We start from the raw sequence: 13574 nt of genomic DNA, 5'->3' as shown, positions 1-13574 counted from the left end.
TAATCAAAAAGAGCAAAAGTATGTAGTTTTTTATTCACTACATGCCTTGCTCTTTTTTTTATATTTTTTTAAACATTTTTGCTCCTAGTCGTCAATTTAGTTTGGTATCAGCATAAGTACTAAAAAAGCATGAGGTAAGCTTCGAAATTGCGGTTCAACGAATAAGCAAACATCAGTTAATCTACTTGCAATAAGTCATCATCAATACACCCAATTTACTTTATGTGAGTCCTTTACGATTAGTTATTGCCTTCTCGTCGCCGGACTTTCCGGATTCGTTTTTCGGACTCCTCACGTATTCGTCTACAAAATCCTTTCCTCTTTCACGATCTCAAGAGAATCTTTCAATTGAACATTAACACAAAAATAAACTATTCCATATGTTAGCTTATATCATTAATTTACTAGACAAATCAACTAGAAAGCGAATAAGGTCTGATTCCATTAACTAAAGATAATAAGTTAATAGTTTTGCCTAAGGCAAGTTTGCTTTACAAACATAGTGTAGTAATAAAGGATAAAGTCGAACAAAATCTTCTAACATAAGGGGAATGAAAATGAAAGTAATGACGATTTTAGGTACTCGTCCTGAAATTATACGCCTCAGCTTAGTTATAAAGAAACTTGATATATTCGCTGACAAACATGTATTAGTTCATACAGGGCAGAACTTCACTTCCTCATTGAGTGATATCTTTTTTGAACAATTAAATATTAGGAAGCCTGACTATGTGCTAAAAAATGACCAGCAAAGCCTTGGAGAACAATTGGCGACAATGTTTAAAAGTCTAGAGCAGCTATTTATAAAGGAAAAACCTGATAAAGTGTTAGTTCTAGGCGATACAAATAGTGGTCTAAGTGCTATCTTAGCTGAAAGAATGGGGATTCCAGTGATTCATATGGAGGCAGGCAATCGATGTTTTGATTTGGAAGTACCAGAGGAAAAAAATCGTAAAGTGATTGATGCAATATCAAGCTTTAATTTGCCATATACTCCTCAAAGTAAAGAAAATTTACTAAATGAAGGGATCCCAAAAAATCGAATCATTACCTCAGGAAACCCAATATATGAAGTATTAAATCACTATCAAGAAGAAGTCAATAAAAGTACTATAATGAAAAATCTTTCGTTAAAATCAGATGATTATTTTCTTGTAACGACACATCGGGCAGAAAACGTCGATCATAAAGACCGTTTACTTGAAATCATGAAAGGGTTAAATATTATTGCTGACTCATACAAAAAGAGAGTAATCTGTAGCATTCATCCGAGGACGAAATCAAGAATCGATGCTACAGGTGGATTTGATTTACATCCAAACATTGAATTCCATGAGCCGTTTGGCTTTTTTGATTTTGTTAAATTGGAGCAAGAAGCCTTTTGTGTCTTAACAGACAGCGGAACCGTCCAAGAAGAGTGTTGTATATTTCATGTACCTGCTGTGACAATTCGAAAAACGACGGAGCGTCCAGAAACAATTGAATGTGGAAGCAATATGTTATCTGGGATTCATGCTAATCAAATTGTAAATTGTGTAAAGGTAATGGTAAACCAACCGAAAAATTGGCCAATTCCAGAAGGATATGCCGATGAGAACGTTTCAGATAAAGTAATTAAAATTATTTTAGGAGGAATGAAAGTTGTTTAAAAATCAAACAGTGTTAGTAACAGGTGGAACAGGTTCATGGGGATATGAACTAGTACGACAGCTTATAAAAGAAAACCCAAAAGAAATTCGTATCTTTACCAGGAATGAATCTAATCAATTTACGATGAAACAAGAATTTGATAACCATCCAAAACTTCATTTCATAATAGGGGATATTAAAGAAAAGGATGCTTTGATCGAGGCATGTCAAGGTGCAGATTTTATCTTTCATCTAGCAGCGTTGAAACATGTCCCGGTTTGTGAAGACCAACCAATCGAAGCATTAAAAACGAATGTAATAGGAACACAAAATGTAATCGAAGCAGCGATTGCTTGTAAGGTTCATAAAGTTGTATATATTTCAACTGATAAAGCAGCAAATCCATCAAATTTTTATGGTCTATCAAAAGCGATGGGGGAGAGATTGATTATTCATGCAAATACCTTAAATACGGATACAAAGTTTGTCTGTATAAGAGGTGGGAATGTATTAGGGACAAATGGAAGTGTTATTCATGTATTTAAACGGCAAATACAGGAAAAACAAAAAATAGGGGTTACTGATTTAAATATGACACGCTTCTTTTTAACTTTGCAAGATGCAATAAAACTAGTTTTTAAAGCGACATATGAAGCAATAGGTGGAGAAATTTTTGTTATGAAAATGCCAGCTTGTAAGATCGTAGATTTGGCTCATGTGTTAATTGATGCATCGGGGAAAAAGGATGTAGAAATAGAGGTTCTCGGCATTCGTCCAGGTGAGAAAATTAATGAATTATTACTTTCTAAATATGAAAGCCAAACGACGATAACCTATGATGAAGAATATTTTGTGATTCTACCTTCTATTTATATTCCAGGATTAAAAGAGCACTATGAAGGATATCATCCTGTTAACCTTGAAAGCTATCATTCTGGTACAGGATTAATTAGTCGAGATGAAATTAAGGATATGCTTGAGAAGGGAGGTTTTATTTAAGTGAAACTATTAATCCTTGGAGGAAAAGGGATGGCAGGTCATATGCTAACCTCATACTTCCGTTCTAAAAAAGAGTATGAAGTTATATACACATCTAGAGATAAACACGACCAGGAAGGATTATTTTTAGATGTGACAAACGCTCATCATGTTGAAGAAGTTATCGAATCTGTTAAACCAGACATTGTCATAAATTGCATTGGAATACTAAATGATTTTGCTGAGAAAAATCCATTATTAGCATTAAAGATAAATAGTATTCTACCAAATGAATTAGCCAAATTGTGTGACAGATACAATGGTAAGCTTGTTCATATTAGTACAGATTGTGTTTTCTTAGGAACAAAAGGTGACTATACAGAAAACGATATCCCTGATGGTACCACAATGTATGCTCAATCAAAAAAATGGGGTGAAATCATCTCAGATAACCATTTAACAATTCGAACCTCAATTATTGGTCCAGAATTGAAGGATGATGGAATCGGATTATTTTTATGGTTTATGAAACAAAAGGGAACAATTAATGGATTTGACAAGGTTTTTTGGAACGGTGTTACGACACTTGAATTGGCAAAGGCAACTGAAGATATGATTAAACACAATGTTACAGGTCTATATCATTTAGGTTCGGAAACAAAAATCTCTAAATATGAGCTATTAAAATTGATTCAAAAGGTCTTCAATAAAGAGGATGTTACGATTAGCAAGGATGAGCAGGTTGTTCTTGACCGAACGATAAAAAGTACAAGAACCGATTACCATTTTACAATCCCTTCGTATGAAAGAATGCTTACTGATTTAAGGGACTGGATGAAGGAAAATGACTAAACGAGGTAATATCCTCATTACAGGTATAACTGGTTTTACAGGTCGACATGCAGCAAAATATTTTAGCAGTGAAGGTTATGAAGTAATAGGTGTTTCTAGAAACTATGTACCAATTCATAATATCAAAATTGAAACATGTGACCTCTCAAATAAACTCGAAGTAACAAATCTTCTAAAAAAAATAAACCCTGAATTTATCCTGCATTTAGCTGGCCAAAATCATGTTGGAAGGTCGTGGGAAGAACCACTTCATTCTCTAGAAGCGAATAGTTTATCTACCGCCTATTTAATAGAGGCAGCTCGACAATATACTAATGTTAAGAAAATCGTAGTAGTTGGCTCGGTGCTTCAGTTTAATCCTGATAATTTGGAGACGTTAAAACATCCGTATAGCTTAAGTAAGACTTTACAATGTATGATTGCACAATCGTGGTCGCGCTTATATCAAGTTCCGGTTGTAGTTGCGAAACCAACAAATTTAATTGGACCGGGATACTCTAATGGCATTTGTTCAATCATCGCAGAAAAAGTTGCAGTAATTGAGAAAAAACAGGCAGAACCTTTGATAAATGTGAATAACTTATATGCGACACGTGATTTTCTTGATGTTAGGGATGCAGTTCGGGCATATGATGTACTCTGTAAACATGGAGAAGTTGGCCAAATCTATGATATTACAACTGGCTTTAATCGGACCTTAAAGGATGTTACTGACTATTTTCTAAATAATGCAAACGTGGATTTTGAAGTCAAAGCGAAGGAAGCAATCATTGAAGAAAGTTACCAGATAGAACCCGCAAAACTAAAAAACCTCGACTGGAAACCTTTAATTTCCTTCGAAGCCAGTTTACAAGATACCCTCAATTTTTATCGGAACAAATTAAAATAGGTTATAGTTTCTTCTATACAACTAGTATAAAGACTAATATGTGTTTAAAGAAAGGGGGGAAGCTTCTTGACCATTTTAAATCCGTTAATATCAGTTGTGATCCCTTTTTATAACTGTCGATATGTGAATCAAGCAATCGTCAGTGTATTAAAACAATCCTACCCTCATATTGAAATTATTGTTGTGAATGACGGCTCAACGACAAACCAACATTTAATCACACCGTATATGTCAAAAATCACCTATATTGAGCAAGAAAACAAAGGTGTTGCAGCGGCTCTTAATGCAGGGATAGAAAAAGCAAATGGCTTATTTATTGCATGGCTCAGTTCTGATGACTTATTTGAACCGAATAAAATAAAGAAGCAACTGAAATTTATGAAGAGTAAGAACGCAATGATTAGTTTTACAGATTTCAATTTAATAGACAAAAATTCATCTATTATTAAGAAAAATCTAAGTAAAAATTATGTGAATGAGCAGGAAATATTAGAAACATTTCTTGAAAGTTGTCCGATTAATGGCTGTACTGTTATGATGCATAGAAATGTAATTGAATCTATTGGAACATTTAATGAACAATTGAAATTTACACAAGACTACGAATATTGGTTACGTGTTGCTCTTGAACATCCAATCTATTACTTACCTGTTGCATTAACAAATTATCGTACACATGAACAAATGGGATCAATCGTTTATCGTGAAGAGCAAATGACAGAATTTCAACACATTAAAGATGAATACTCACCTAAAATTAAGCAACTTTTAACAAACGGAAGATAAACTTATAAAAACTCGAAGGAAAGGAGAATATAATTTGTTTCAATTACCTGAAATACCACCATTTTTAGTTAATAGCATTCATAAAAGTGGGACGCATTTACTAAGACAATTATTGTCAGGCATCCCAAGTCTTGTATATAAAGGGTTCATTTATTCAGGTATAGATACGCCGAAGCAACATTTTGAACAAATCGTTGCTGCTGGACAAAATGGATATATATGTGGACATATTCATTATGACAAACAATTTTCACAATGGTTAACTGATAATGAAATAAAGCACATTTTGCTAATCAGGGATCCAAGAGATATTTTAATATCGTTTGAATATTATTTAATGAAAGATTTAAAACATACGCCTATTGCACAATACTTCGTGAAGAAGGAGTATGACAGAGAGGAACGGTTATCAAAATTAATACGAGGATTTGAGGATGAAGAAGCACAATTTAAGTATCCGTCTTTTTATAAATCTATTAATTATTATTTAGATTGGTTAAAGGAATTACAAATTCTAGTGATAAGATTTGAAGATTTAGTTATTTCAAGAGATTCACAAAGATATCAACTTAAAAGGATACTCAACTATTTATATAATGATTCACTACCAGAAGACGTTATTCAAGATGTATTATTACAGATGGAAAATAGCAATAAACCGGAAGAATCAGTAACATTTCGAACTGGTAAAATAGGTAATTGGAAAAAGGAGTTTTCTAAAAGGATTGAAACAGAGTTTTATGAATACGCAAAACAATTAATTGTCAAAATGGAATATGAAAAGCCGAGTGCATCTATTACATTAAGAAATGAAGTCATCGGGATTAGTAAAAGTGTTACGACGATTCATGATAATTTTACACTAGAATGTTGGGTAAAGCCAGAAAAGACACATGTTATTGATGAAATAGGGGAGGTTGCAACAGGAGAAAATAAATCATTTTTATTTGCACAAAATCGTATGAACAGTGTTAGTGTATCGATAGCAACGAATGGTGTAACCGTATATGAAAAAAGTCAAAATGATGAACTAGTAGCAACTCTTATTTACGAGGGAGAATTAATAGGGTGGAATTATGTTGCGATCGTTTATCATGAAAGGCAACCGAGTTTATACATTAATGGTGTTCACGTTAAAGATGGTGTTACTAGTGATAATCAACTTGCACCGACAAATTTACTAGGGGGCAATCTAAACGGTAGTCATTTTCATGGTGAAGTTCGTGCGCTGAGAATTTGGAGCAAGAGTCTATCAGATGAAGAAGTAAAAGAAATTATCGATAAAACAGAATTTGAAGGTGAAAGCGAACTTATTTGGGGAAATGATTATTACAACAGTAGAATGTATAGAAATGGCAGAAAACAAAATATAAAAGTAAGCGTCGTAATGCCTAACTTTAATAAGTTTCCTCAAAATCAATTATCACTAACCTCATTTGACCATCAAACTTTTAATAAAGATGAGTATGAAATATTAATGGTTGATGATGCTTCAACTGACTTATCTATAAAAATAATGGAAGAAAGCGATTATTCTTACCCTTTTAAATTTATCAGAAGCAATCGCAAACTTGGACGCCCAAACATCCGTAATTTAGGAATTAAACATGCTGTCGGTGATGTGATTGTGTTTCTAGATGCTGAAATACTCGTTAAAGCAGATTTTATTCAACAGCATTACTCGGCACATCAACTACATGACTCCTTAGCCGTTAGTGGGAGCATGGTATTAAGAGGAGTATATTCAACTTATTTTCAAGATTTCTCACCTAAACAAAAAAATCAATTGACCCAATTAATGAAGCAATATCCAAAAGAAGCTCAACAGCGATATAAAAAGTATAGTGAGCATGAGCAAGACAAAATCGTCCAATTACTAAATGAGGATGATATCCGAGAACAAAAATTTATTCATCTCTCTTTTGAAAAAGAGCATGAACGTTATTTTAGGGAAATTCTTTTCAATCGTTTTGGGAATGAACTAGAGAGCTTTCACTTTCCGTGGTTCATTTTTTGTACCGGTAATGTTTCGGTAAGACGTGAAAATTTAATGAAAGTTGGCTTGTTTGAGGAATACCCGGGTTACGGATGGGATGACATTGAAATGGGGTATCGTTTATATAAGTCAGGTATCAAATTTCTAAATCATCTTGGTTTACGAACATTCCATCAGGAACATCCTGTTGCAAGTACAAATAATGATGAAGCAAATCGAAATTTCTATTTTTTCTTCAAGAAATATCCTGAACTACAATTAAGAATTTTTGCCCTTGTACTACTTCACATTTCTCCAACAAATGTTCACGATATTTATCAATCATATATATCACTATTGAACAAGTATCCTACTGACTATGAGGAAGTAAAACAATCATTCACTTACATGCTCGAACACGTTGCTTTCAGAAAAGGGAAGGGTCTACCTATTAAAAATATTTTCGAAGGTTCAGAATATGACATAGCGAAAATCAAAAAAAAGCTAAAAGAGCTAGTTATCGACCCGGAAATAAACACCTTCGCATTAAATTATCTAAAAATGATTAACTATTAATATAGTAAAAGGGAATTGATAGCAAACTATCTGTTTCCTTTTACCATTCTTTAAGGTGAGAATATACTATACTCAATTTATTTTTCTTCAACAGGTATTTCTTCAAATGATATAAAATCAAGGAGGATTCGATGAATAAAGTTTCGGTTATTATCCCTTTTTATAATTGTGAGTACATTAACGAAGCGATTGAAAGTGTCCTAAACCAAACTTATCATGACATTGAGCTTATTGTCGTTGATGATGGTTCGACGGAATTTATGGATAAAATGATTCCTTACCTACCTAAAATAACATATATTCGCAAAGATAATGGTGGTACTGCTAGTGCTTTAAATGCTGGAATTAAAGCGGCTACAGGTACTTATTTTTCTTGGTTAAGTTCAGATGACCTCTTTGCAATAGATAGAATTGAAAAGCAATTAGCTTTTATGGAACAAGAAGATGCTATCATTTCCTTTTCCCCATATACAATAATTAATGCAAGTGGAGATTTTGTAACAGTTTCCACGACACCGTTTCACAATAATTTGGAGTTTATGAGAAGATTTTTAAAGAATTGTCCAATCAATGGCTGTACTGTGTTAGCGAAGATAGAGCTTTTTGACGTAGTCGGGTTTTTTGACGAATCACTTCGGTTTGCAAATGACTATGATATGTGGTGTAAAATACTGCTTCATTACAATTATTCATATTTTAATCAAAATCTAGTATTTTATAGGGTACATGAAAGCATGGGCACGAAACGACACTCCGATGCAATATTAGTTGAAACGGAGATTGTTAAGAAACGATATAAGCAAGCGATTCGAGAATTAATAAAAAGAGAAAAATTGAAACGATGATAACTGTTACATCCCCCTGGCTCCTACTCTGTAGACAACCCCTACGTAAATAAACGCTTTTATAATCTCAACTTTCTAATTATATCTGCCTCATTTTAGTGATTATAGGATAAAGATGGAGTCATATTTTTCCAATATACATATTGTAGTAATGAATGCAACTGCGGTAGTCTCCTCGATATGCACATTTGTAGTCTCACTCCCATCATTTCATTCGGGCAACACGTCTTGATCATCTTTATTTGAAGGTGATGGTAAGTAGGTGACTTCTTATAGAGATAAGAAATTTTGAGAGGATGTGAGCTAATGGAAAATCTCTATAATCATCATTTCCATATAAGTAAGAGGAGTAGACAAGAATTACACGGTCATAATAGCTTTGTACTTTGGTTTACCGGACTGTCTGGATCAGGAAAGTCAACAATTGCAAACTTAGTAGAGAAAAAGCTCCACGTCAGTGGACATTCTACCTATATATTAGATGGAGATAATATAAGGAAGGGTATAAATAATAATTTAGATTTTACTGAAGAGGATCGTAAAGAAAACGTTCGAAGAGTAGCAGAAATATCAAAACTTTTTGTAGATGCTGGCATTATCGTATTGACTAGCGTCATTTCACCTTTTCAAGCAGATAGAGAGAGCGCGAGAAAAAAGGTCGAAAACAATGAGTTTATTGAAATCTATATAAAATGCCCTATAGAGGAATGTGAAAAAAGAGACCCGAAAGGTTTATATAAAAAAGCGCGTTCAGGATTAATCAATGGGTTTACAGGTATTAACTCGCCTTATGAAGAGCCATTAAATCCTGAATTGACGATAAATTCAATGAAACGAACACCAGAAGAATGCGCTGAAGTGATAATCAATTATTTAAAGGATAACCAGTATATTCGTTTGTAATTAATAGAATTCATTATTCAAGAAGCGGAATTTTAACTGAATTAATCAATTAGCTTAGTACACAATCTACCACAGTTCATAATATATAGTAGGGGACATAATTAATCACAGAAAGGATGAGTAATTTGGCGATTCGCTTTTCATTCAGAAATGAAAATAGAGCGGCATTATTGCGTAGACTTGTAGATTTAACTAATGCTCTCTCAGATAACAGTTCTAGTTCTTTTAATTTGAGTGCTAATTTGGGGAATCTACTAGACTTTGATGTCAATGTAGAAGTAAGTTGTGGAGATGACAATGGTGATACACCAACTCCACCACCTGTAGATCCGACTCCAACTCCAGTATTACCTGAAACACTTTACGGTTTATTGAGAACTTTATTAAATGAGAGAGTTCAAGTGACTACTGCGTTTGATACACTTACAGGAACTCTTATCGGAGTGCAAGACGACTATATCTCATTAATAGAGAGCACTGGAAACCTCGTCTTTGTATTATATGACCAAATTGAATCAGTAGTTGAACTTTAAGGAGGGAGGATGTAAGCATGTTTAGTGAAAATTTGATAGATGAACTACAAGATAGAATCGGTACACGTGTTCAAGTAACAACTGATAACAATGTATTTGAAGGTGTTCTAGGTCTAGTATCGGGCGAGATTATCCGTATTGTTCTAAGTTCAGGCTATGGCGAAGGAACAACAACAAATGTTTCTCTAAATGCAGTGAACTTTATTAGATTTCTTTCAGCAGCTGCTTAAGTAATGTGCTTTAAAAAGTCATTCCATTTGGAATGGCTTCTTTTTGTGATGCTTCCGTCATGTTCTCTAATATTGTAGACTGTGAAATCCTTGTAACTAAATTGGCTAATCTTTAGTAATTCATAAAGTGTACTAACATCTTCATAAAATCTACCCTGTTCAAATTTAGTTATCGGGAACCCTCCAATATCTCTTATCGTACGTGTTTTATAAATCCTAGGTCCTAACGGAAAATGATACGAAAGGAATTGCTCTTTAGTTTGTATCGGGTATCCTTTACTAATGTTTTTATATAGAAGTGTGTCATGTTGCTGTTTCCACCTTCGGAAATTCCCATAAAATACAGAGATATTTTGATTTAAGTTTAGTAGCTGTGATTTTATAATTTGAATTGCATCGGGGTCTAACCAATCATCAGCGTCAAGCTCAAGAATATAATCAGTCTTTATAAGTGGTAAAACAGTATTTAGAGACTTCGCCTTACCTAAATTTATAGCCTGCTTCTTAACAATAACGATTGGTAATGTTGAATAATTTGAAATTCGCTGATATGTCTCATCAGTTGACCCATCATCAATGATGACAATTTTCTCTGGCAGCTCCGTTTGCAGAAGACAAGAGCTAATCGCTTCCTCAACATATTCAGCCATGTTATATGTAGAAATAATGATACTTATTGTAGGTGCAGAAGTTTGTAGTGACTTAGGTTTGTACAAGTATTTACTGATAAATTTCATTCTTTCTGCCACATTAGGGTTCTTACTACTTGTCGTTTGTGAAAGTGATTGTTCAAATTGAATAGTAAATACTGCCCCTTCCTGAACAAGTGAATGAAGGAAACCGTTCAATATCGCTTCATTAAACGGAACCTTCATTAGGTGAAAGAAATTTGTACGTTTAAGTAGTGAAGTATGGATAAAGAAAGGCCTTAGTAAAGTTATATTCCTTATCTTATTCTTTTGGACGAAAATTGTTTGTTTACTCTCCTTTAATTTTTCAATAAATGAATAATTGGATAAGTAATCTCTATCAAATAAAAAGAGAACATAACCTTCTGATACGGATTGTAATGTTTCATTTAAGTACTTGTTCAGATTGTTCCGCTTGAATTGAGTGATTTTAATTTGTTGAAAAGCGAGTGGTGTGTCAATCTGAATTTGATCGTTTACGAATGCTGTCGTAGTCAGTATAAATCTGTTGATTTTAAATAATGACTTCAAGGCGACATTGATTGATTTAGTGCTTTTATAATCAATTAAAAATACATGGATCTTCCTATTCATCTTAAATCACCTCGTTGTTTGTATATTGTACTCTATGATTATCTTATTTAAGCTATGTTATCGACTATTGGTGAATGATAAAGTATTTATTATACTTGTCTAAAAATGACGTAGTTGAATAGACAATAAATAAACTTAGTAAAAATAATATAAATAAGAAATTTCTTAAATATATTGATTAATTATGGATATACTAAAGATGAAAGCATGAAATAAAACTGCTTAGCAAACTTTATTGCATTTATTATGTTGTAATTTTTAGTTGAATTCAGCTACTTACTCGGTTTTTGTAAGGTGGTGACCAACATTATCAGTTTAAAAGCATGAGTCTCAAAATGTGCACGTATCTCCCTAGGGTCTTGAATCCAAACAATCCACCTATTAAGAATTTATACATAAAAAAACAAAGATTTATAAAAGAGTAAAAAAATAATAAAAACTTTGTTTATTGGATAGACAAACTAACTATTATTTGATAATATAATTATAGAAGTTACAAAGTTAACTTGCTAAATGAGCAACTATTGAAAGCGATAACAGTATAACTAGCTTTTATTATTAGGAGGAATATAACATGGCTTATTTTGAAAACATTAACGCAATTAAATATGAGGGTGCTTCATCTAAAAATCCTTTCGCATTTAAGTACTATAATCCTGAAGAAGTTATCAATGGAAAAACAATGGAAGAGATTCTTCGCTTTGGTGTAGCTTACTGGCATACATTTGATGCAGATGGTTCAGACCCATTTGGAGTAGGTACTGCAATTCGTCCTTGGGACCACCTTACAGGTCTAGACCGTGCAAAAGCACGTGTTGAAGCGGCATTTGAATTCTTTGAAAAATTAAATGTACCATTCTTCTGTTTCCACGATGTTGATATTGCGCCAGAAGGAAGCACATTAAGAGAGTCTAATCAAAACCAAGATATAATTGTTGCGATGATTAAAGAATATATGGCAACTAGTAAAACAAAGTTATTATGGAATACTGCAAATATGTTTACAAATCCAAGATACGTACACGGTGCTGCAACTTCTAACAATGCTGACGTTTTTGCTTACTCAGCAGCAAAAGTGAAAAAAGCTTTAGAGGTTGGTAAAGAATTAGGTGCTGAAAACTATGTATTCTGGGGTGGCCGTGAAGGTTACGAAACATTATTAAACACAAATATGAAATTAGAGCAAGATAACTTAGCTCGTTTCTTCCATATGGCTGTTGACTATGCAAAAGAAATTGGCTTTGATGCACAATTCTTAATCGAACCAAAACCAAAAGAGCCTACTAAACACCAATATGATTTTGATGTTGCAACAGGATTATCGTTCTTACAAAAATATGATTTAGCAGATAAATTTAAATTTAATATTGAAGCGAACCATGCAACTTTAGCAGGTCATACTTTTGAACATGAATTACATGTAGCACGTATTAATAATATGTTAGGTTCTGTAGATGCTAACCAAGGTGATCCATTACTTGGATGGGATACTGATGAATTCCCAACAGATCTATATTCTACTACTTTAGCTATGTATGAAATCCTGAAAAATGGCGGCCTTGGAAGAGGTGGATTAAACTTTGATTCTAAAGTAAGAAGAGGTTCATTTGATGTTGAAGATTTATTCCATGCTCATATTGTTGGAATGGATGGATTTGCAGTTGGCTTAAAAGTAGCAAATAAACTACTTGAGGATAGAGTGTTTGAAGACTTTATTGATGACCGTTATAGCAGCTATAACGAAGGAATTGGTCTTGAAATCGTTGAAGGTAAAGCAGATCTTCGTAAACTAGAAGCATACGCTTTAGAGTTAACTGAAATTAAAAATCAATCCGGTAGAACAGAACGATTAAAAGCTATTTTAAATCAATACTTATTAGAAACTATTACAAAATAATTGAAGATTAGAGGATGGAGCACTGAATATTTCTTGTTGAAGTATTCAGTGCTACCATCTTCTTTTTTATTTTTGAAATAAAAAATACGGGAATTAGTTATATGTAAGCCCGAATTATAAAATAAGCGCATCCTTTCGGTACGCATTACAAATAGCCGTAAATCCCGACTTTTTTAATCGAATTACGGCTATTTCATT

General features: G+C 33.2%; 12 protein-coding genes. 11 read left to right on the top strand and 1 reads right to left on the bottom strand.

What is annotated here, in order from left to right:
* Positions 1-557 precede the first annotated feature (557 nt).
* The 10 genes from wecB (at position 558) to J2S19_RS17865 (ending at position 10196) form a co-directional block, all read left to right on the top strand.
* Positions 558-1649, top strand: a complete 1092-nt coding sequence (gene wecB, locus J2S19_RS17910; RefSeq protein WP_307344581.1) for a non-hydrolyzing UDP-N-acetylglucosamine 2-epimerase — start codon at positions 558-560, stop codon at positions 1647-1649.
* Positions 1642-2628, top strand: coding sequence for a polysaccharide biosynthesis protein (locus J2S19_RS17905; protein WP_307344579.1), 987 nt, complete (start codon positions 1642-1644; stop codon positions 2626-2628). The genes wecB and J2S19_RS17905 overlap by 8 nt, the downstream gene beginning before the upstream one ends.
* Positions 2629-3459 carry an SDR family oxidoreductase gene (locus J2S19_RS17900; RefSeq protein ID WP_307344576.1) on the top strand — a complete coding sequence of 277 codons (831 nt, stop codon included), beginning with the start codon at positions 2629-2631 and terminating at the stop codon, positions 3457-3459.
* Entirely contained in the window at positions 3452-4348 is an 897-nt protein-coding gene (locus tag J2S19_RS17895) for an NAD-dependent epimerase/dehydratase family protein (RefSeq protein ID WP_307344574.1), read from the top strand. Before J2S19_RS17900 ends, J2S19_RS17895 begins: the two co-directional genes overlap by 8 nt.
* Before the next feature lie 66 nt (positions 4349-4414).
* Positions 4415-5134: a glycosyltransferase family 2 protein gene (locus J2S19_RS17890; RefSeq protein ID WP_307344572.1), complete on the top strand. Its 720-nt coding sequence runs from the start codon at positions 4415-4417 to the stop codon at positions 5132-5134.
* A 34-nt stretch (positions 5135-5168) separates the two neighbouring features.
* Positions 5169-7685, top strand: a complete 2517-nt coding sequence (locus J2S19_RS17885) for a glycosyltransferase (protein WP_307344570.1) — start codon at positions 5169-5171, stop codon at positions 7683-7685.
* A 131-nt stretch (positions 7686-7816) separates the two neighbouring features.
* Positions 7817-8530 carry a glycosyltransferase family 2 protein gene (locus J2S19_RS17880; protein WP_307344568.1) on the top strand — a complete coding sequence of 238 codons (714 nt, stop codon included), beginning with the start codon at positions 7817-7819 and terminating at the stop codon, positions 8528-8530.
* A 306-nt stretch (positions 8531-8836) separates the two neighbouring features.
* Positions 8837-9433 (top strand): adenylyl-sulfate kinase, encoded by a 597-nt coding sequence (gene cysC / locus J2S19_RS17875; protein WP_307344566.1) that lies wholly within the window; start codon positions 8837-8839, stop codon positions 9431-9433.
* A 125-nt stretch (positions 9434-9558) separates the two neighbouring features.
* Entirely contained in the window at positions 9559-9966 is a 408-nt protein-coding gene (locus tag J2S19_RS17870; protein ID WP_307344564.1) for a DUF2642 domain-containing protein, read from the top strand.
* Positions 9967-9983: 17 nt separating this feature from the next.
* Positions 9984-10196 (top strand): hypothetical protein, encoded by a 213-nt coding sequence (locus J2S19_RS17865; protein WP_307344562.1) that lies wholly within the window; start codon positions 9984-9986, stop codon positions 10194-10196.
* Here J2S19_RS17865 and J2S19_RS17860 read toward each other — a convergent pair.
* On the bottom strand, positions 10193-11479 hold the full coding sequence (locus J2S19_RS17860) for a glycosyltransferase family 2 protein (protein ID WP_307344560.1): 1287 nt from the start codon (positions 11477-11479) through the stop codon (positions 10193-10195). The two genes, J2S19_RS17865 and J2S19_RS17860, sit on opposite strands and share 4 nt — an antisense overlap.
* A 574-nt stretch (positions 11480-12053) precedes the next feature.
* Here J2S19_RS17860 and xylA point away from each other — a divergent pair.
* Complete coding sequence (gene xylA / locus J2S19_RS17855; protein ID WP_307344558.1) at positions 12054-13376, top strand: xylose isomerase; 1323 nt, start codon at positions 12054-12056, stop codon at positions 13374-13376.
* Positions 13377-13574 lie beyond the last annotated feature (198 nt).

This window comes from Metabacillus malikii (genome assembly GCF_030813355.1).
GTDB lineage: Bacteria > Bacillota > Bacilli > Bacillales > Bacillaceae > Metabacillus > Metabacillus malikii.
Note: the sequence above shows the minus strand (reverse complement) of the source record. Positions and strands in the feature narration are given on the sequence as shown.

Excerpts from the sequence above, each read along its gene's own strand:
- wecB (WP_307344581.1), top strand. The coding sequence starts at position 558 with ATGAAAGTAATGACGATTTTAGGTACTCGTCCTGAAATTATACGCCTC.
- J2S19_RS17895 (WP_307344574.1), top strand. The coding sequence starts at position 3,452 with ATGACTAAACGAGGTAATATCCTCATTACAGGTATAACTGGTTTTACA.
- J2S19_RS17880 (WP_307344568.1), top strand. The coding sequence starts at position 7,817 with ATGAATAAAGTTTCGGTTATTATCCCTTTTTATAATTGTGAGTACATT.
- cysC (WP_307344566.1), top strand. The coding sequence starts at position 8,837 with ATGGAAAATCTCTATAATCATCATTTCCATATAAGTAAGAGGAGTAGA.
- J2S19_RS17865 (WP_307344562.1), top strand. The coding sequence starts at position 9,984 with ATGTTTAGTGAAAATTTGATAGATGAACTACAAGATAGAATCGGTACA.
- J2S19_RS17860 (WP_307344560.1), bottom strand. The coding sequence starts at position 11,479 with ATGAATAGGAAGATCCATGTATTTTTAATTGATTATAAAAGCACTAAA.
- xylA (WP_307344558.1), top strand. The coding sequence starts at position 12,054 with ATGGCTTATTTTGAAAACATTAACGCAATTAAATATGAGGGTGCTTCA.